At 42.8% G+C, this 17,720-nt stretch carries 23 protein-coding genes and 1 tRNA gene; 14 read left to right on the forward strand and 10 right to left on the reverse strand.

What is annotated here, in order from left to right; genetic code table 11:
• The first annotated feature begins 8 nt into the window (after positions 1 to 8).
• Positions 9 to 638: a helix-turn-helix domain-containing protein gene (locus QY309_06835; GenBank protein ID WKZ61192.1), complete on the forward strand. Its 630-nt coding sequence runs from the start codon at positions 9 to 11 to the stop codon at positions 636 to 638.
• 7 nt (positions 639 to 645) lie between these two features.
• Here the strand turns inward: QY309_06835 and QY309_06840 are convergent, their stop codons facing one another.
• Positions 646 to 849: a hypothetical protein gene (locus tag QY309_06840; GenBank protein ID WKZ61193.1), complete on the reverse strand. Its 204-nt coding sequence runs from the start codon at positions 847 to 849 to the stop codon at positions 646 to 648.
• Between the two features lie 48 nt (positions 850 to 897).
• Between QY309_06840 and QY309_06845 the strand changes: the two genes are divergently transcribed.
• From QY309_06845 to QY309_06895, 11 genes are all read left to right on the forward strand, one after another.
• A complete protein-coding gene (locus QY309_06845) occupies positions 898 to 1,371 on the forward strand; it encodes a Dps family protein (GenBank protein WKZ61194.1) in 474 nt (157 codons plus the stop codon).
• A gap of 2 nt (positions 1,372 to 1,373) precedes the next feature.
• Positions 1,374 to 1,688 (forward strand): phosphoribosylpyrophosphate synthetase, encoded by a 315-nt coding sequence (locus QY309_06850; protein ID WKZ61195.1) that lies wholly within the window; start codon positions 1,374 to 1,376, stop codon positions 1,686 to 1,688.
• A 142-nt stretch (positions 1,689 to 1,830) separates the two neighbouring features.
• Positions 1,831 to 1,904, forward strand: a tRNA-Asp gene (locus QY309_06855).
• 114 nt (positions 1,905 to 2,018) lie between these two features.
• The gene (locus tag QY309_06860; protein ID WKZ61196.1) at positions 2,019 to 2,966 is read left to right on the forward strand and encodes an acetyl-CoA carboxylase carboxyltransferase subunit alpha; all 948 of its coding nucleotides are present in this window, start codon (positions 2,019 to 2,021) and stop codon (positions 2,964 to 2,966) included.
• A 169-nt stretch (positions 2,967 to 3,135) separates the two neighbouring features.
• Complete coding sequence (locus tag QY309_06865) at positions 3,136 to 3,480, forward strand: hypothetical protein (GenBank protein WKZ61197.1); 345 nt, start codon at positions 3,136 to 3,138, stop codon at positions 3,478 to 3,480.
• A gap of 134 nt (positions 3,481 to 3,614) precedes the next feature.
• A complete protein-coding gene (locus QY309_06870; protein ID WKZ61198.1) occupies positions 3,615 to 4,451 on the forward strand; it encodes an MBL fold metallo-hydrolase in 837 nt (278 codons plus the stop codon).
• On the forward strand, positions 4,448 to 5,224 hold the full coding sequence (locus QY309_06875; GenBank protein WKZ61199.1) for a patatin-like phospholipase family protein: 777 nt from the start codon (positions 4,448 to 4,450) through the stop codon (positions 5,222 to 5,224). Before QY309_06870 ends, QY309_06875 begins: the two co-directional genes overlap by 4 nt.
• On the forward strand, positions 5,221 to 7,218 hold the full coding sequence (locus tag QY309_06880; GenBank protein WKZ61200.1) for a urocanate hydratase: 1,998 nt from the start codon (positions 5,221 to 5,223) through the stop codon (positions 7,216 to 7,218). Before QY309_06875 ends, QY309_06880 begins: the two co-directional genes overlap by 4 nt.
• 55 nt (positions 7,219 to 7,273) lie before the next feature.
• A complete protein-coding gene (locus QY309_06885) occupies positions 7,274 to 7,855 on the forward strand; it encodes a porin family protein (protein WKZ61201.1) in 582 nt (193 codons plus the stop codon).
• An 83-nt stretch (positions 7,856 to 7,938) separates the two neighbouring features.
• On the forward strand, positions 7,939 to 8,427 hold the full coding sequence (locus tag QY309_06890; GenBank protein ID WKZ61202.1) for a hypothetical protein: 489 nt from the start codon (positions 7,939 to 7,941) through the stop codon (positions 8,425 to 8,427).
• A gap of 196 nt (positions 8,428 to 8,623) precedes the next feature.
• A complete protein-coding gene (locus tag QY309_06895; GenBank protein ID WKZ61203.1) occupies positions 8,624 to 9,232 on the forward strand; it encodes a porin family protein in 609 nt (202 codons plus the stop codon).
• 112 nt (positions 9,233 to 9,344) lie between these two features.
• Here QY309_06895 and tyrS read toward each other — a convergent pair whose 3' ends face one another.
• The 6 genes from tyrS to QY309_06925 form a co-directional block, all read right to left on the reverse strand.
• Positions 9,345 to 10,628, reverse strand: coding sequence for a tyrosine--tRNA ligase (tyrS, locus tag QY309_06900; protein WKZ61204.1), 1,284 nt, complete (start codon positions 10,626 to 10,628; stop codon positions 9,345 to 9,347).
• A 47-nt stretch (positions 10,629 to 10,675) separates the two neighbouring features.
• Entirely contained in the window at positions 10,676 to 11,293 is a 618-nt protein-coding gene (locus QY309_06905) for a carbonic anhydrase (GenBank protein WKZ61205.1), read from the reverse strand.
• Positions 11,290 to 12,843, reverse strand: coding sequence for a SulP family inorganic anion transporter (locus QY309_06910; protein ID WKZ61206.1), 1,554 nt, complete (start codon positions 12,841 to 12,843; stop codon positions 11,290 to 11,292). The genes QY309_06905 and QY309_06910 overlap by 4 nt, the downstream gene beginning before the upstream one ends.
• Positions 12,844 to 12,929: 86 nt before the next feature.
• Complete coding sequence (gene can, locus QY309_06915; protein ID WKZ61207.1) at positions 12,930 to 13,580, reverse strand: carbonate dehydratase; 651 nt, start codon at positions 13,578 to 13,580, stop codon at positions 12,930 to 12,932.
• A gap of 11 nt (positions 13,581 to 13,591) precedes the next feature.
• Complete coding sequence (locus QY309_06920) at positions 13,592 to 14,902, reverse strand: SulP family inorganic anion transporter (GenBank protein ID WKZ61208.1); 1,311 nt, start codon at positions 14,900 to 14,902, stop codon at positions 13,592 to 13,594.
• 85 nt (positions 14,903 to 14,987) lie between these two features.
• On the reverse strand, positions 14,988 to 15,356 hold the full coding sequence (locus tag QY309_06925; protein WKZ61209.1) for a hypothetical protein: 369 nt from the start codon (positions 15,354 to 15,356) through the stop codon (positions 14,988 to 14,990).
• A gap of 70 nt (positions 15,357 to 15,426) precedes the next feature.
• On the opposite strand from QY309_06925, the gene QY309_06930 reads away from it, so the two are divergent.
• Positions 15,427 to 15,900 (forward strand): nucleoside triphosphate pyrophosphohydrolase family protein, encoded by a 474-nt coding sequence (locus tag QY309_06930; protein WKZ61210.1) that lies wholly within the window; start codon positions 15,427 to 15,429, stop codon positions 15,898 to 15,900.
• On the opposite strand, the gene QY309_06935 is transcribed toward QY309_06930, so the two are convergent.
• The 3 genes from QY309_06935 to QY309_06945 form a co-directional block, all read right to left on the reverse strand.
• On the reverse strand, positions 15,891 to 16,118 hold the full coding sequence (locus QY309_06935) for a hypothetical protein (GenBank protein WKZ61211.1): 228 nt from the start codon (positions 16,116 to 16,118) through the stop codon (positions 15,891 to 15,893). The two genes, QY309_06930 and QY309_06935, sit on opposite strands and share 10 nt — an antisense overlap.
• An 8-nt stretch (positions 16,119 to 16,126) precedes the next feature.
• Complete coding sequence (locus QY309_06940; protein WKZ61212.1) at positions 16,127 to 16,375, reverse strand: hypothetical protein; 249 nt, start codon at positions 16,373 to 16,375, stop codon at positions 16,127 to 16,129.
• A 201-nt stretch (positions 16,376 to 16,576) separates the two neighbouring features.
• Complete coding sequence (locus QY309_06945) at positions 16,577 to 16,723, reverse strand: hypothetical protein (protein WKZ61213.1); 147 nt, start codon at positions 16,721 to 16,723, stop codon at positions 16,577 to 16,579.
• A gap of 86 nt (positions 16,724 to 16,809) precedes the next feature.
• Between QY309_06945 and QY309_06950 the strand changes: the two genes are divergently transcribed.
• Positions 16,810 to 17,694, forward strand: coding sequence for a hypothetical protein (locus QY309_06950; GenBank protein ID WKZ61214.1), 885 nt, complete (start codon positions 16,810 to 16,812; stop codon positions 17,692 to 17,694).
• The last annotated feature ends 26 nt before the right edge of the window (positions 17,695 to 17,720 follow it).

The following is a 17,720-nucleotide window of genomic DNA, read 5'->3' on the forward strand; positions in this document are numbered from 1 at the left end:
GTTTCGGTATGGGATTACGAAAAGAGAAGGCCGCCCGCCTTAAAGTTCATATTCTGGACAGCACCTTGAAGCTGATTGGCAAGCGCCCGTTTGCTGATTTATATGTGGACGAGCTATGCGCCCGTGTTAAGGTGAGCAAGGTTACATTCTTTAAATACTTCCCGCAGAAAGAGGATTTGTTACTCTATTATTTTCGCATCTGGTGCCTTGACCGGGCTGTTGAGTTAAGTGAAAAACCAAAAGAGGGCATACAAGGAATTTATTACCTGAGCGATAAGCTGAGCGAGGCCTGTGAAAAGCATCCCGGCCTGATGCTCAGCTTGCTGGGTTACCTGGCGGATGTAAAGCGTACCCCAAAACCTTTTCCGGTAAAGGTGGAGGAGAAGGTTATCCTGCATCCGGAAAGAAAGGATATACACCTGCTTGAAATCCAATCGCTGGATCAGATGTTGGAAAAGTTTACGCTGGAAGCCATCTTCAGAAAAGAAATCACCAAGTCATCTTCTACCCGCGATATTTCCAATCTGTTCACTACTGTTTTGTTAGGCTCTATTGTAACGGGGCATATCAATCAGATTAGTCCGTTGAAATTTTTCTTCAGGAAGAATATTGACCTGGTATTAAAGGGTTTACAGTAGCGTTTCGTTACCCCTTCATCCTCACTTTTTTTACGCCTTGTTTCTCGGGCTGAAATTTTATCCGCCAAACCTGCCACTTCTTTTTGTACACATGATTCTTGTACCACGTGCGGTGATAGCGTGGTTTTACCACCGTGGTTGTGGTGGTTGATTTGCTGCACGATGACAGTATCAAGAGCAGGATAAATGCAAAACAGGTGACTTTTTTCATCGGCATTTGTGTTATAAAAGTAGTATTTTTAACTAAACAGATGCAATCATGACAAAGACAAATCAAATTGGATTAGCAACAAAGGATACACAGAAATTAGCTGAAGACTTAAACGATTTGCTGGCCAACTACCAGGTATTTTACCTGAACGCACGTGGCTTCCATTGGAATATAAAAGGAGAGAAGTTTTTTGAACTGCACGCCAAATTTGAGGAGTTGTACACCAATGCGTTGGTCAAGATTGATGAGATAGCCGAACGTATTTTAACGTTAGGGCATACACCGTTTCATACATTCTCGGATTACATCAAAAATTCGGAGATAAAAGAAAGCAAAAATGTTTCGGATGGCATGCAGGCTGTAAAAGCTGTGGTGGATGGGTTTAAAGTTTTGTTGGTGAAAGAACGCGAGTTGCTGAGGCTTTCTGCCGAAGCTGACGATGAAGGTACCAACGCCCTGATGAGCGATTACATTCGGGAACAGGAGAAATTGGTTTGGATGTATTCTGCTTTTCTTAAATAATCATGACAACGTATGAATCACTTTCGGTTGCGTTGAAGGCCCTAAAATCTAGGGGCTACACGCACGACTTTAATCTTCACCCTGAATGGATAGAATGTCCACCATTGCGGTTACGGTTAGCTCCTGAAGAGTTTCATGTGGATGAGGTACACCGGTTTGAAGGGATGACTAGTCCGGATGACAGTTCGATTCTGTTTGCTATATCTTCCACTTCTGGCGTGAAGGGAGTTTTGGTTGACGCGTATGGTGTTTATGCCGATGCCATCAGCCCGATTATGATTCAAAAGCTGCGGATCGACAGTCAGACCAATCGGTAAAAAGTGTTTAATTTTTATTGAAACTAATTTTTGGAGAAACCAACGCCAAAGCTATCTTTGCACTCCCTTTCAAGGTCCGGTAGTTCTCCCGATAGTTATCGGGAGGTTAGAATGCCGGATAATTAAAAAGGGATTCTAAAGAGGTCCGGTAGTTCAGCTGGTTAGAATGCCTGCCTGTCACGCAGGAGGTCGCGGGTTCGAGTCCCGTCCGGACCGCAAAAGCCCTGTAAACCAAATGGTTGCAGGGCTTTTGTATTTTATGTGATTTAAACCGTTTACATTCCATTATTGCTCAATCCTGTTAACTTTGTGCCTCAAGAAAATTGAGCTATGCTGTTGGAATTTGAGAAACCCATTGCCGAACTCGAAGCCAAGTTAAACGACATGAAGCAGTTGGCCGGTGATAACGATAAATCTGTAAACAATGCCATCAAGGCGTTGGAGAAGAAAATACTCGATCTGAAAAAGGAAACGTTCGAAAACCTGACCGGTTGGCAGCGTGTTCAACTTTCCCGCCACCCCGACAGGCCCTATACACTCGATTACATCTATGAAATAACCTCCGATTTTATTGAACTGCATGGCGATCGCAGCGTATCGGATGATAAAGCCATGGTGGGTGGCCTGGGGACTATAGATGGTCAAACCTTTATGCTCATCGGTCAGCAGAAAGGTCGCAATACAAAACAACGTCAGATTCGTAATTTCGGCATGGCCAATCCTGAAGGCTATCGCAAAGCGTTACGCCTGATGAAGATCGCAGAGAAATTCAATAAGCCAATCGTTACTTTCATTGATACACCGGGTGCTTTTCCCGGACTGGAAGCAGAAGAGCGCGGACAAGGGGAGGCTATTGCCCGCAACCTGAAAGAGATGTTTATGCTGAAGGTTCCTGTAATCTGCATTATTATTGGTGAGGGAGCTTCTGGTGGAGCACTTGGTATTGGTATTGGTGATCGTGTGTTCATGCTGGAGAACACCTGGTACTCCGTAATTTCACCCGAGTCCTGTTCATCTATTCTTTGGCGCAGTTGGGATTACAAAGAGCAGGCTGCTGAAGTATTGAAGCTCACCGCTAAAGATATGCTTGAGCATAAAATGATTGATGGGATTATTAGAGAGCCTCTCGGAGGTGCCCATACTGATGTAAAATGGATGGCTAATGAAATAAAGAAGGTCATTCTGTCTACCGCAAAAGAGCTTAAAGCTGTTTCTGCTGATCAACGCATTGAAGAGCGTATTGCCAAGTTCTCTTCAATGGGTGTTGTGAAAGAATAAAGTATTAGCTCAAACGCCTACTACTTGTAGCCATTGGATTCAATTCATGACCCGTATTCATTATTTGGTCTGATATTGTGTTATTACCTATGATCTTATTGTATCTTTAAAAAACTATACCTATCGATTGGTGTATGTGTACTTATTGTTTAACCTTAATTTGAATCAAGTGAAAAATGCATCCGTTAATTTCTTTTCAAAAATTTTATCTGTATTCGTACTAGCCGGCCTCTTTATGTTTGTTTCATGTGGAGATGATGATAGCGTGGATTGTAATCGGGTAGTTATTGAAATCGGACCGATATTTGAAGCGATGACAGAGGCAATATCCGCTGAAGATTGTGCAGGTATTGAAAGTTCGTATGCGGATTTCATCGAACTTATCCGGAGGGGACAATCGTGTAGTATCATTCAACAAACTATGGACGATGCTGGTTATGACAACATTGAGGAGTATATAGATGCAATGGAAATTGAACGAGATGAATACCTGGCGGATCTGGCTTGTGATTAAGGCTTAAGAATCAGACGAACATTTAAGTAAGAGCTTGTCTTTATATGAAGGCAAGCTCTTTTGTTTTACTACGGTATTTATTCCCTTCAGATTCTTTTTACCTTTGGGAGACTACTTTCTAACTTGAATGTACAATGAAACTTCACGTAATCGATACCGGATTTTTTAAGTTGGATGGTGGCGCCATGTTTGGTGTAGTACCGAAATCACTATGGCAACGAACCAATCCGGCTGATGAGAATAATCTTTGCACCTGGGCGATGCGGTGCCTGTTAATTGAAGATGGTGATCGGTTAATTTTAATTGATAACGGAATCGGCAATAAGCAGGATGAGAAGTTTTTTGGCCATTATTACCTACATGGTGACGACAATCTGATTAAATCAATTAACCGCGCAGGATTTTCTGAAAATGATATAACCGACATGTTCCTGACACACCTGCATTTCGATCATTGTGGAGGTGGTGTAAAAAAAGTAGGGAAGAAACTTGAATTGACTTTTAAAAATGCGCGGTACTGGTCGAACGAAGATCATTGGAAATGGGCTACCCAACCCAACGCCCGCGAGAAGGCAAGCTTTCTGAAAGAGAACATCTTACCCATGAAAGAAAGCGGGCAGCTTGAGTTTATTGATCAACACGGTGAATCACCATTTAATCAGTTCAATATTTTCTTTGCTTCCGGTCATACCGATAAAATGATGATTCCCATGATCCGCTACAAAGGAAAGACGGTGTGTTATATGGCTGACTTGCTTCCATCGGTCGGTCACCTTCCATTGCCCTATGTAATGGGGTACGACACCAGGCCACTGATTACATTGGAAGAGAAAGAGCGGTTTCTGAAAGAAGCAGCTGATTATGGATATGTATTATTTTTTGAGCATGATCCCATACACGAATGTTGTACCGTGAAGCATACGGAAAAAGGTGTACGACTGGATCAAACTTTTAAACTTGCTGAATTATGAAGATTGGTTTAGTGCTTTCGGGTGGAGGGGCGCGCGGTTTTGCTCATTTGGGCGTAATCAAGGCGTTGGAAGAATTTGGTTTGAGGTTCTACCATGTAGCAGGTACTAGCGCGGGTTCAATTGCCGGAGCATTTTATTGTTACGGGTATACCCCGGATGAGATTCTTGATCGAATTTCGCAAATGGGGTTCTTGAAATCTGTGCGACCGGCATGGGCTTGGACAGGTTTGCTAAGCATGGATGGTTTTAAAGAAATGATGTGCAGGTGCATGCCTGAAAATAATTTTAGTGCGTTGAAAATTCCGTTAACCGTTGCTGCAACGGAGATCAGGTTGGGTAAAGTTGTCTATTTTGAGGAGGGTGAATTGATACCTGCTGTGTTGGCATCATCGACCATACCTGCCCTGTTCAACCCGGTAAAGCAAAATGGAAATGTATATGTAGATGGTGGTATTATGGATAACCTGCCGGTAAGGCCATTGGTAGGGAAGTGTGATTTTATTATTGGAAGTCATTGCAACCCGGTAGCACAACGATTCGATATAAACAGCGTAAAGGATGTTACGGAAAGAAGTTTATTGATTGCCATCAATGTGAATACAACAAAAAGCAAAACGTATTGCAACCAGGTAATCGAACCTCCCGATCTGGGCAAGTTCAGTACATTTGATCTCGCAAAAGGTAAGGAGATATTTGATATTGGCTACAAGTACACCAAATCCAATTACAAAGCCATCGATTTCACCCTAAACGAACACACGAAACTTTCATGAGCGCATTTACAGACGCCATCCTTCAGGGCATACCGGATGAACTTCCTCCAGCAAAGCCTTATGATCCTACCATAAACCATGCACCTAAGCGTAAAGACATACTTACACCGGACGAAAAAAAGCTTGCTGTAAGAAATGCCTTGCGGTATTTTCATCCAAAGCATCATGAAGTATTAGCCAAAGAGTTCTTTAACGAATTGCAAACATACGGACGGATTTATATGTATCGGTTCCGTCCTGATTATGAGATGTTTGCCCGGCCGTTGCATGAATATCCATGCAAATCGAAGCAGGCAGGTGCCATTATGCTGATGATTCAGAATAACCTGGATCCGGCCGTAGCCCAACACCCACATGAACTGATTACGTATGGCGGAAATGGAGCCGTATTCCAAAACTGGGCGCAATATTTACTAACCATGCAGTACCTCGCTACCATGACGGATGAACAAACGCTGCACATGTACTCTGGCCACCCGATGGGTTTGTTTCCGTCATCACCCGATGCACCGCGTGTGGTGGTAACAAACGGTATGATGATTCCGAATTATTCCAAACAAGATGATTGGGAGCGGTACAATGCATTAGGTGTTACGCAATACGGCCAGATGACAGCCGGATCATATATGTATATCGGTCCGCAAGGCATTGTTCACGGCACAACGATTACCGTGCTTAATGCCGGACGCAAAATTTCAAAAGCAGGCGAGGGGCTTGCAGGAAAGCTATTTCTGACATCTGGGTTAGGGGGCATGAGCGGTGCGCAACCCAAGGCCGGCAATATTGCCGGATGCATTACGGTGGTAGCGGAGGTTAATGATAAAGCAACCGAAAAGCGTCATGTACAAGGTTGGGTGGATGAAATTTGTGATGATCTTGATCAACTTGTTGATCGCGTAAGAAAGGCAAAGCAGGAGAAAGAAGTTGTTTCGTTGGCTTACCGGGGAAATATTGTGGATGTGTGGGAGCGCTTTGATACAGAAAATATTTTTGTTGATCTGGGTTCTGATCAAACCTCGTTGCATAATCCTTGGGCGGGTGGGTATTATCCCGCGGGGTTAAGCTTTGAAGAATCAAACCGATTGATGGCCAGTGACCCGGAAGTATTTAAAAAGCACGTTCAGGAATCATTACGCAGGCAGGCCACGGCCATTAATAAACATGCAGCAAAGGGCACTTACTTTTTTGATTATGGCAATGCCTTTTTGCTGGAGGCTTCGCGTGCCGGGGCCGAAGTAATGGCTGCTGATGGTATTGATTTCAGGTATCCATCCTATGTGCAGGACATTATGGGACCCATGTGTTTCGATTATGGATTCGGTCCGTTTCGCTGGGTGTGCACTTCCGGTAAAGAAGAAGATCTCGATTATACGGATAACCTGGCACTGAAGGTGATGGAGGAGTTGTTAACACAGGCTCCTGAAGAAATACATGGACAATTAATTGATAATATAAACTGGATTAAACACGCAAAGACCAACCGTTTGGTGGTGGGTTCGCAGGCAAGAATATTATATGCAGATGCAGCCGGCAGGATAAAAATTGCAGCGGCATTTAATCAGGCGATCAGGGAAGGAAAAATCGGAACAGTTGTACTGGGTCGTGATCATCATGACGTATCTGGTACGGATAGTCCCTTCCGCGAGACTTCGAATATTTACGATGGATCAAAATTTACAGCCGATATGGCCATTCATAATGTGATTGGTGACTCCTTTAGAGGCGCTACCTGGGTCTCCATTCACAATGGCGGGGGAGTAGGTTGGGGTGAAGTAATCAACGGTGGTTTTGGGCTATTGTTGGATGGCACAGCCGCAGCTGATCGAAAGTTGAGGAGCATGCTTTATTTTGATGTGAACAACGGAATTGCCCGTAGGGCCTGGGCAGGGAATGAACATGCATTAACAACCATTGGTATTGAAAATCAGTCAATTAGTGGAATTAAGACTACCGTTCCATATCCGGTATCCCTAACTTTATTAAACCAGTTCTGATGATTTACGTATTGGTACAGTAATTGTCTTATATCTTTGCATAAACCAAATAACTATGAAAAAAATCAATCTCTTATTTTTTGCTATCCTTATTACTGCGGGTGCGGCCATGGCGCAGGCGCAGTTTGCAGTTGGGATAAAGGGCGGATTAAATTTTGCAAAGTTTGATGCTACTGAATTCGGTGAAAGTGTGAAAGGTAAAACTGGTTTTCATGGTGGTGCATTTGCACTAGTCAAGTTTTCTAAGATTGGTATTCAACCAGAATTAATCTTTTCGCAACAAGGATCGAAAGCCACATTTGACTCAGGAAAAGGGGAAGGTAATTTTGATTACATCAACATTCCGGTCATGCTAAAACTCTATACCATAGCTGGTATCAACCTGCAGGTAGGGCCACAGTTTGGCTTTTTAAGCAGGGCTGAAATTGATGGTGATAATGTTAAAAGCAGTTTCAAGGGTTCTGACTTGAGTTTGGGTATTGGCGCTGGTTGGGATCTTCCTTTTGGACTAACCATCGATGCTCGCTATAACCTGGGGTTATCTAAAATTGATGACAACGATCCTGCCTATGAAGCCGTTAAAAATCAGGTAATTCAGGTTTCCTTGGGATATAAGATCATCAAGATCGGTAAATAACCTTACTTAAATATTACATAACTATTTGACAATTAGACTTTTTATTTATTTTTGTTAAACTTAAAATTCAAACCCAAATTACTATGAAAAAAACACTATTGACACTTTTTGCAGCAATTACAGTATTTGCTGCGTCTGCTCAGATTGAGCAAGGAACAATAATTATTAATGGAGCCTCAAGCTTCGACTTTACTTCCTACAATGAAGATGCTGGTGATTTTAGTGAATTTAATGTGGGTGTAAAAGGTGGTTATTTCTTTGCTGAAAACCTGGCAGTTGGTCTGAACCTATCCCTCTACAAATTTAGTGAGGCCGATGATGCATGGGTTGGTATTGGACCTTTTGCCCGGTATTACTTTGATGGTAAAATTTTTGCTGGAGCGGGATTCCTTTTTGAAAAGGCTGGAGAAGCTTCTGCAAGTCAAATTCCATTAGAGGTTGGTTATGCAATATTTTTGAATGATGCTGTAGCTATTGAACCTAACTTGAACTATACATTATTTGGGGGTGACCGTGAAGGTGGCGCATTTGGTCTAAATGTTGGTATCTCTGTTTATTTAGGTAGAAATTAATTTTAGTAATAAGAGAGAAAAGAGGCTATCTCGAAAAGATAGCCTCTTTCTTTTTGTATCTAATCCATTTTTGATATTCCTCCTAGTTGAAAAGCAATTCATCTTACCATAAAGCCGATTATCGGACATTTGAAATCTATGAAGGTTACTAATTACTTTATCTAGTAATTTAGCATTGTAACCAACTTTTTTAAACATGAAGAGTAAATCAATCATTTCCTGCTTTGCATTTCTTTTATTCGCAGTATTCGCGAGTAGTCATGTTTTGGCCCAGGCAGCCTTTGGTTTAAAAGGTGGATTGAACCTGGCAAACCTTAAAGTGGATGATCCGGAAGCCAGTTATGATTCCCGTACAGGCTATCATGCCGGTGTTTTTGTGAGAGGAAAATTTTCGAAGGTGGCCATTCAGCCTGAAGTGCTACTTTTCACACAAAGCACTGACGCAAAAGAGACACTTTTAGGTGATTACAAAACTAATTTTACCTATCTCAGTATTCCTATTATGCTGAAATTTTATGTGGTCAGTGGATTGAACATTCAAGCTGGTCCTCAATTCGGATTTTTATTGGATGGCGAGATGAAGGGAACAGACCTAATTGGTCAGGATTTCAGCTATGATGTTAAGGAGTATTATAAGAATAGTGATATTTCTGTTTCTCTTGGAGGCGGTTGGGATTTTCCGTTTGGACTCAATGTTGATGTTCGTTATAACATTGGTGTTCAGGACATCAACGATCAGGCTGATGGTGAAGAAGCAAAAAGCCGCGTATTTCAAGTATCGTTAGGCTGGAACTTTCTTAAGTAATAAGACTATTTTCTTAGCTTGTTTCAATAATAAAACCACATAGGCACATAGGTAACATAGAATTGTGAAAGCTATGTGCCTATATTTCTATGTGGTTAAACATCGTGAATGGCTACTCCACAGTAATCAAGTAATAGTTTTTCTTCCCTTTTTGTGCCAACAGGTATTTGTTGTGCAGCAAGGCTTGTTCGGCTTTCGCGGTCGCATCAGACACTTTAACCTTATTCAGACTTACACCTCCACCCTGTATCATTTTGCGTGCTTCACCTTTTGAGGGGAAGATTAAGTTGCCGGTTATTTCAGAAAGTAAATCGACCACACCCGGTTGCTGTTCCCAAACCTGTCTGCTGATGGTAGCTTTTGGTACGCCATCCATAATAGCCAGCAATGTTTCTTCATCCAGACTTTCCAGGTCTTCTGTGGTTGAGTTGCCAAACAAAATACCCGATGCTTTAACCGCTTGATCGTAATCAGCCTGGGAATGAACACGAATGGTAATATCCTTCGCTAAGGCTTGCTGTAACTCGCGTTTGTGTGGTGCTTCCTGGTGCATACGAATCAAGGCCTCAATTTCTTCCTGTTCTTTCAGTGTGAAAATTTTGATGTAATTCACCGCATCTTCATCGGAAGTATTAAGCCAGAACTGATAGAACGCATACGGAGATGTTTTCTTGGGGTCTAGCCAAACGTTTCCACCTTCCGTTTTTCCGAATTTTGTTCCATCGGCTTTTTTAATCAGGGGTGTAGTAAGGGCAAAGGCATCACCATTTGATTTTCGTCTGATGAGTTCTGTTCCGGTAACAATATTTCCCCACTGGTCTGAGCCTCCCATTTGCAGCTTGCAGTTTTTATGTGTGTAGAGGTAGTAGAAATCATAACCCTGTACCAACTGGTAACTGAACTCAGTAAACGACAAACCAGTTTCGAGTCGATTCTTAACAGAATCTTTGGCCATCATGTAATTGATGGTGATGTGCTTACCCACATCGCGTATAAAATCCAGAAAACGAAAATCCTTAAACCAATCGTAATTGTTCACCATCTCGGCACCAGATACGCCTGCCCCAAAGTCAAGAAACTTTTCCAACTGATTTTTCACGCAGGTTACATTATGCTGCAGCACTTCTTCTGACAACAGGTTGCGCTCAGCAGATTTTCCGGAAGGATCGCCTACCATGCCAGTAGCGCCACCCACCAGTGCAAAGGGCTTGTGTCCGCATTGCTGGAAATGTACCAAGGTCATGATTTGGGCGAGGTGACCAATGTGCAAGGAATCTGCCGTAGGGTCAAAGCCAATGTATCCGCCTGTTGGTTCTTTTTGTAGCTGCTCCTCAGTACCTGGCATGATGTCGTGTAACATGCCCCGCCAACGCAACTCTTCAACAAAATTTTTCATTCTCCTTATTTTGCTGCAAATATAATAGCCTGAATCAAAGAAGAAGCCTAGTTGGATGGAAGGTTAAATGGTTCTGCCGGATCAATGTGGGTAATCTCATTAAACAAACCTGTGTTCAAGTCAAAATACCAGCCGTAAAGTTTCGGATAGGTGCCATGTTTCCAGGCCTTCTGAATTAAGTCCAGCTTACTTAGGTTTTTAACTTGTTGTTCAATATTTAATTCCGCAAGGCGTTGTTCTTTTTGTTCATAGGGTAGGGGATCCAATTCCTGATGATGAAGTTCATAAGTGGCCCGTAAGTCAACCAGCCACTCCCGTAACAAGGGCTTTTCTGTTCCCTGAATTACTTCCCGTAAACTGCTGCAATGGCTATAGCCACATACAATGATGTATTTAATTCTGGATACTTCCAGCGCATCTTGCAAAAGGGCCATCAAGCTTAGATCATTTTCTTTAACCAAGTTGCCCACATTCCGGTAAACCAGAATTTCTCCGGGCTCTGTGTTGGTGATTTCGCGTACCGGCACAAGACTATCGGAAGATCCAATCCAAAGTAACTCAGGATTGTGCATAGCCGATAGGCGTTTAAAGTATCCTTTATCAAGGGCGAGTTTCTCCTGCACCCAGGCTTTGCTTTCCAATAAAATTCGTTCGCGGGTGGTCATGATTTAAAAATCGGGTTTGAGGCGGACACGGATTGATTTAACTCCACGTGTATATTTCGGGTTATGGCTGATTGTTGAAAGTCCTGAATCGTTTCGATAATGTCGTTGTCAATAAATGTTGAGCGCGATCCATCAATAATCACATGACTGTTGTCAGGAATTTCGCGGAGGGTGTTTCGCAGCAGCGCCTTGTTCAAAAATGAAACATCTTTGGTGAGCCTTACCAGGTATCGATTGCCCTCTTTGACACAGAACAATGCCTGGTGAAAATTGGATTTGAGTACGAAGATCAACCCGATTCCTAACCCGATAAAAATACCTTGAAGCAGATTGGTGAACAATATTGCCAGGATGGTTACTGCAAATGGAATAAATTGTGCCCAACCTTTCCTGAACATATCGATTACCAATGCTGGTTTGGTGAGTTTCCAACCCACCATCAGCAATATGGCTGCGAGACTGGCCAGTGGAATTTTGTTTAATAAATTCGGAATAAGCATGGCTGTGATCAATAACAAGCTACCATGCGCAATAGCCGATGTTTTGGTTCGGGCTCCGGAGCCTACGTTAGCCGAACTTCTTACTATCACGGACGTAACCGGCAGGCCGCCAATCAAACCGCTCACGATGTTACCGAGCCCCTGAGCTTTAAGTTCATGGTTTAAAGGAGTAAGGCGTTTATACGGATCCAGTTTATCGATGGCATCAATGCTTAATAGCGATTCAAGGCTGGCTACTACGGCAATGGTAATAGCCACAATCCATACATCCGGATTAGTAAGTGCAGAAAGTACAGGAAAAGTAAATTGTCCGAAGAATGCACCTACGCTATCCGCAACAGGTAAGGATACAAGGTGCTCCGGCAAAATCAGCAAGTCGGTGCTATAACTTCTGAAAATTTCATTAAGCATAATTCCAACCATAACAACAACCAACGGAGCCGGAATAATTTTGGAAAAAGTTGCTTGTCGGATGAATGGCCTTTCCCAAAGCAGTAAGATCACTATGGATACGAGACATATGATAGCAGCTCCCGGCTGAATGTAGTCGATTGCTTTAAGTATTTCCGTAAAGGTGTTTTCACCATCGGCTTGCACAAAGTTTTCGTCTCCGATAAAATCACTGTCGTAACCAACTGCGTGGGGTATTTGCTTAAGAATAAGGGTTAGCCCAATTGCAGCCAACATTCCTTTGATAACCGAAGAGGGAAAGTAATTGCCTATGGTTCCGGCTTTAACAAAACCGAGAATCAATTGAATAATTCCAGCCAATACTACGGCAGTCAGAAATACCGGGTATTCACCCAGTTGTTGAATGGCCGCAAATACTATAGTAGTTAGGCCGGCAGCGGGACCGCTTACACTAAGTGCAGATTTACTGTAGGAGGCCACTACCATTCCGCCAACAAAGCCGGCAATAATTCCTGAAAAGAGTGGAGCACCTGATGCAAGCGCCACGCCAAGGCACAATGGTAGTGCCACAAGAAAGACTACAATGGAGGCCGGAAGATCATGGCGTAAATTATTGAGCGGATGTAACGGATGATTCATAAGTAGTATTGATGCAATGTTAAATAAAAAGGATTATACCTTATGGCATAATCCCTTTCGTTTTTTAATACTAACGGTATTTGGAATCAAGCAACTTCTACTTTCGATGCCGTTATGTTGTAGATAGAAGCCAACTTAGTTGAACTGTCAAATGTTACGCCAAGGTCCTTAATGATACCCGTGTGCAGGCTGTACACCCAGCCATGAATATAGGGCAGGTTGCGATCGCGCCATGCATTCTGGATGATTGAAGTCTTGGATAAATCAAATACCTGTTCCATCACATTGATTTCTACCAATCGATTGAACCGCGCTTCTTCATTTTCAATCTTGTCCAGTTCTTCTGCATGCAGGCGATACACATCCTTGATGTTACGTAGCCAATTATCAATTATGCCAAATTGTTGATTACCCATTGCAGCTTTTACACCCCCGCATCCGTAATGGCCACACACAATAACATGCCGTACTTTCAATACGTTAACCGCATAGTCGAGTACGCTAAGCATATTCATATCTGTGTGAACAACCATGTTGGCAATATTCCGGTGTACAAAAATGTCACCGGGTTTTGTGTTGGTGATTTCATTTGCGGGTACGCGACTGTCGGAACAACCTATCCAAAGTACTTGCGGAGTTTGTCCTTTAGCAAGTGTGTTGAAAAATTCAGGGTCTTCTTTTAATCGTTCTTCAACCCATTTTTTGTTTCCTTCTAAAAGGGATTTGTACATGTCCATATTTATATAATTTAACCGGTTACTAATTTTCTTTCTTGTTCTGATATTTCCTGGAAATCGGGCTCAACATCCACAATGCCCCAGAAATATTTTCCTATATAAAATAAAACGGTGCCTGATACAACCGCAATGTTTAAGTCCACCAGTACGGTTACAACAGTAGTAAAAATGATGAATGCAAACTGAATGTTTCGCATGGGTTGTCGGAACCACCGTTTCAAAAGGTAGGTTCGTGGAAAATCCTTGTCGCTTACATCAAGCCCAGCCTTAAAGAGGACGCCAATGAAGACAGCGGCCGGCACCAGGGTTAGCAAATCTTTTAATGCCAGAATGCTGACCAAAATAAATATACCCATTAATACCCCAGCCAGTCGGGTTTGTGCGCCTTCTTTTATCAGCAATACGGAGCGTATGGTTGCTTGTGCCCCCGGTATGCCTTGAAGGGCTCCGGATACCGCATTACTCAATCCCTGGGCAAATAGCTCTTTGTTCAGATTTGATTTTTCCCGTGTCAATTTATCCACCACCAAAGCGGTGAGCAGTGAGTCGAGGTAGGCCAGTAACGTGAGTTGCAAAGCAAAGGGCAACGCCATAATGATGTACTCCGCCTTCAGGATTTCATTCGGGAAATAGCTTGCCAGCAGTTGGCCGAATTCCGAAAGCGACCCGGTTGTACTGCCGAGCTGTACGTGCTCAACCTGAATGTTGAATAGGGTGGTGAACGCGGTCATGATGATGATGCTGAGAAGAACGCCTGAAAGGAGGGATCGTATCTGTGGTCGCAGAGCTGCACGTTTCACCGTTATCACGATCAGATAGATCATCAAAAAAGTACTCAAAGCAATACCCAGGTTAAGCCAAATGCCTCCCTGCATTAAGCTTTTCCCATCTACTGCAAATATTTTGACGAGTTGGTCGTACCAAATGAGGACAGCTATGCCATTCATAAAGCCGAGCACAATAACATTGGGCACGAGGCTGATGAGTTTACCTAGGCGGGCAAATGCGGCAACAATCAACACAAGGCCGGTAAGCATGAAAACAAGCGTTATAAACTGCTCTGCCATTTCACGTACCGGGAAATTCTCATAAGCAAATGCCACCACCAGCGCTGATACGGCAGTCATTGGCGCTGTGGGGCCTGATGCCTGCAGTCGGGTACCTCCAAAAATGGAGGTGATGATGGGAATAACGGCTGCACCGATCATTCCCGCAAACGCCCCGCGGCCGGACATTACCCCGAACGCAGCTCCTAAGGAGAGCGCAGCAAAGCTTACGGTAAGGCCAGATGTAATATCAGGCAGAAGCCTTCTGAAATTCATTTTTAAAATTTTAAATAATCACTGGAAGCGAAATTGCTGGCCGGGAAACGGCTCAAAAGGCATAATCCGAAAGATGAGTTGTGGATTATGCGGGCAATTCGTTCTTTGGAGGAGGAGTGTGAATTTCGAGGTAAATGGATTGCGCTAAACGACTTGATCGTTGAAGGTATAAGTCGTTAATAATTAGTTGCTTATTGCTAGCCTGCGACAAGGTTATGTAAGGGCTGATCTTTGCTTCTGATTCGCTGAAGTCCTTTGTTGATTCGGAGGAAGTGTCCTTTTCTTCTTCACAGCCTCCATTGGCTACGAACCGAACCATGCTTTCGTAGAGTTGCTTATTTTTTGTCTCCAACCCGATAAGCTTGGCTTCAAGCATGAGGAAGCTGAGGTTGAAAAAGATCAATCCGAGCACCAACGCCAATAACCGGCCAAATATGGAATTGCGAATTAGCATGAAGTCAAAAATACGCCATTTTTGCCAAATTGAATTAGAATTTCTTTATTGAGCGGTTAATTAACAATGTATGAATCAACCTGATGCTTTAAACCTGGTAGCCGATTTCCACCGGACATTCAAACACCCCATTTTGAACAAACCTCAAATTCCTGCAGAAGATCGGTGCAAACTACGGGTTGCGCTAATCGATGAAGAGTTAAAAGAGTTGGAAGTGGCTATTCTTGAAAAGGACATTGTTGCGGTGGCCGATGCCTTATGCGATATTCAATATGTACTTTCAGGGGCTATTCTTGAGTTTGGTTTGGGAGAGAAGTTTAAAGCCTTGTTCGAAGAGGTACAACGGTCGAATATGAGTAAAGCCTGTACCTCCGAAGATGAAGCGCGGGCAACCGTTAAGCATTACCTGAACAAGGATGGTACGGAGTGTTACTACAAGCAAGAGGGCGATAAGTGGTTGGTTTACCGAAAATCCGATAACAAAACGATCAAATCAGTTGGTTATTCTCCGGCTAACCTGGAGCGGATACTTCATCACACGTAAAATTCAATTTGAAAATCCACGTCATTGCCTTTTACCTGTAGGGGATTAAGTGCAACAATGTTCGATTCGTTAAAAGCCTTAATGAACTCACTTCTGCTGATGCGCAGCTTACTGCGTCCAGGCTGTATGCGATAATACTGCATCCGTCCCGATTTGTTGGCGGCAGCGCGATAAACCAAGGTTACCGCAATGGGAATGGGGGAGGGGATGTAGCGCATGTCTCAACTTAGAGATAGGTCTTCTTAAATTCATGGTGAAGGAATGAATTCTGACGGGCATTGTATTGGGCCAGTAGAGAATACGCCCAACCCGGCACGTAGTTAAAGCGCATGTTATATTCCTCAATCTTCTCGCATAGTTCTTTCACATAAAACCTAACCTGGTCCAGATTTCTGCAATCCGTTGGCTTTTCAAAGTTGCGGGCCGTAAAGGAGCGGAACTCCAACTCAATTTTTTTTCGTTCAAAGTCACTCATGCAATTGTGTAATTTTGCACAATTTAATTCAAAAAATAGTACTTAAGCAATATTATAAGTGCAATTTTACACATTATTTTTAAGCGCACTTTAGGCATCTCATGTCAGCGGCCTCATAAATCTGGTAAATCAAATAAGAAATTAGAGTTTTTTAAGTGACTGGTAATCAGTTACTAATTTCCTTGATATAGCTAAAAAGAATTAATCAAGCGCGTTAATGGTGACCCAATACCGGTAGGCAATAATGGCCTGTTCCCATTTTTTCAGCTGGGTTAGGTTACGCTGACTGTAGCGCGGAAGAATGACTTTATTGATGCTGGCCAGTGCTTTGAAAAATAGTTTTCGCATAATACCGTTGTTTGAATTAGGCTTAAGTTGGATACTTTTAATCCTTATCTTTAGCTCGAACAAAATCCTTTACGACACATAAAGTTATGGAATCCTTGGAATCTGGTTCTTTCTTAAATATTTGGCATTATGCCATGATTGTGGGCGCAATTGCCATGGTGGCGATTGGCCTGCTACTTTACTTCATTCATCACCTGAAAGCATCGTCCATTAAGGAATATCACCACAAGTACGATTACCTGAACAAGAACGAAATAGCCAATTATAAGCGGGTGTTTTATTGCTTTGGTATTGCTGTGGCATTTGCCATCAATACCTATGGCATGGGCGAGATTACCGAAATCGGTATTTGGTTTTTAGTTCGGATGTTTATGGCCATTGCGGGTGGTACCCTGGTTGCGTACATCGCTTATTTGGTGTTGGAGTATTACTACCCTACCAAGTTGGACAAAAAGCTTAAGAAGTGGCGTTTTGCTCCCCGCATTAATCCAAAGAGTGGCAACACTATGCGCCTTTTGAGCGAAGAGGAAGAAGATGTGCACCTGGATGCCGGAATGATTGCGGAAGAAAATGTGTTTTCCATTGATTATGATGTTTGGATTGATGAGAAAACCGGTGACGTAAAAGTTGAAAAATATGAAGGCCGCCTGCAGGCACTTCAATGTAATAGCTGTGGTTTTTATACCATGCGCGTTATTAAAGAAGAAGTTACTAAAATGCCGGATGGCAATGAGCCAGGTGAGCTGGTAAAAAATTACCAATGCAGTTATTGTAAATCTGTGCGGGCTACCTCCTTCAAAATATCTACTAAAGAAGCTGACGATTATAAGAAAGATAAGTTCAAGTTTAAACGAAATAGTAACATTGACCTGGTTAAAGTGGAGATACATTCGATTACCGGTGAGCGGAAGCATTTTGAATTTCAGAATGTAGATCAGGCTCAAAAATTCCTGTCGGAGTTTGAATCTTGACAAAAGGCTGGATTTCTAGCATACCA

Source organism: Cyclobacteriaceae bacterium (genome assembly GCA_030584025.1).
GTDB lineage: Bacteria > Bacteroidota > Bacteroidia > Cytophagales > Cyclobacteriaceae > UBA2336.

Bases quoted from the DNA above. Each gene is read 5' to 3' on its own strand.
- QY309_06950 (WKZ61214.1), top strand. From the start codon at position 16,810: ATGGAATCCTTGGAATCTGGTTCTTTCTTAAATATTTGGCATTATGCC.
- QY309_06895 (WKZ61203.1), top strand. From the start codon at position 8,624: ATGAAGAGTAAATCAATCATTTCCTGCTTTGCATTTCTTTTATTCGCA.
- QY309_06930 (WKZ61210.1), top strand. From the start codon at position 15,427: ATGAATCAACCTGATGCTTTAAACCTGGTAGCCGATTTCCACCGGACA.
- QY309_06885 (WKZ61201.1), top strand. From the start codon at position 7,274: ATGAAAAAAATCAATCTCTTATTTTTTGCTATCCTTATTACTGCGGGT.
- QY309_06875 (WKZ61199.1), top strand. From the start codon at position 4,448: ATGAAGATTGGTTTAGTGCTTTCGGGTGGAGGGGCGCGCGGTTTTGCT.
- QY309_06925 (WKZ61209.1), bottom strand. From the start codon at position 15,356: ATGCTAATTCGCAATTCCATATTTGGCCGGTTATTGGCGTTGGTGCTC.
- QY309_06845 (WKZ61194.1), top strand. From the start codon at position 898: ATGACAAAGACAAATCAAATTGGATTAGCAACAAAGGATACACAGAAA.
- QY309_06935 (WKZ61211.1), bottom strand. From the start codon at position 16,118: ATGCGCTACATCCCCTCCCCCATTCCCATTGCGGTAACCTTGGTTTAT.
- QY309_06850 (WKZ61195.1), top strand. From the start codon at position 1,374: ATGACAACGTATGAATCACTTTCGGTTGCGTTGAAGGCCCTAAAATCT.
- QY309_06920 (WKZ61208.1), bottom strand. From the start codon at position 14,902: ATGAATTTCAGAAGGCTTCTGCCTGATATTACATCTGGCCTTACCGTA.
- can (WKZ61207.1), bottom strand. From the start codon at position 13,580: ATGGACATGTACAAATCCCTTTTAGAAGGAAACAAAAAATGGGTTGAA.
- QY309_06835 (WKZ61192.1), top strand. From the start codon at position 9: ATGGGATTACGAAAAGAGAAGGCCGCCCGCCTTAAAGTTCATATTCTG.
- QY309_06870 (WKZ61198.1), top strand. From the start codon at position 3,615: ATGAAACTTCACGTAATCGATACCGGATTTTTTAAGTTGGATGGTGGC.
- QY309_06890 (WKZ61202.1), top strand. From the start codon at position 7,939: ATGAAAAAAACACTATTGACACTTTTTGCAGCAATTACAGTATTTGCT.
- QY309_06860 (WKZ61196.1), top strand. From the start codon at position 2,019: ATGCTGTTGGAATTTGAGAAACCCATTGCCGAACTCGAAGCCAAGTTA.
- QY309_06840 (WKZ61193.1), bottom strand. From the start codon at position 849: ATGAAAAAAGTCACCTGTTTTGCATTTATCCTGCTCTTGATACTGTCA.
- QY309_06945 (WKZ61213.1), bottom strand. From the start codon at position 16,723: ATGCGAAAACTATTTTTCAAAGCACTGGCCAGCATCAATAAAGTCATT.
- QY309_06905 (WKZ61205.1), bottom strand. From the start codon at position 11,293: ATGACCACCCGCGAACGAATTTTATTGGAAAGCAAAGCCTGGGTGCAG.
- QY309_06880 (WKZ61200.1), top strand. From the start codon at position 5,221: ATGAGCGCATTTACAGACGCCATCCTTCAGGGCATACCGGATGAACTT.
- QY309_06910 (WKZ61206.1), bottom strand. From the start codon at position 12,843: ATGAATCATCCGTTACATCCGCTCAATAATTTACGCCATGATCTTCCG.
- tyrS (WKZ61204.1), bottom strand. From the start codon at position 10,628: ATGAAAAATTTTGTTGAAGAGTTGCGTTGGCGGGGCATGTTACACGAC.
- QY309_06940 (WKZ61212.1), bottom strand. From the start codon at position 16,375: ATGAGTGACTTTGAACGAAAAAAAATTGAGTTGGAGTTCCGCTCCTTT.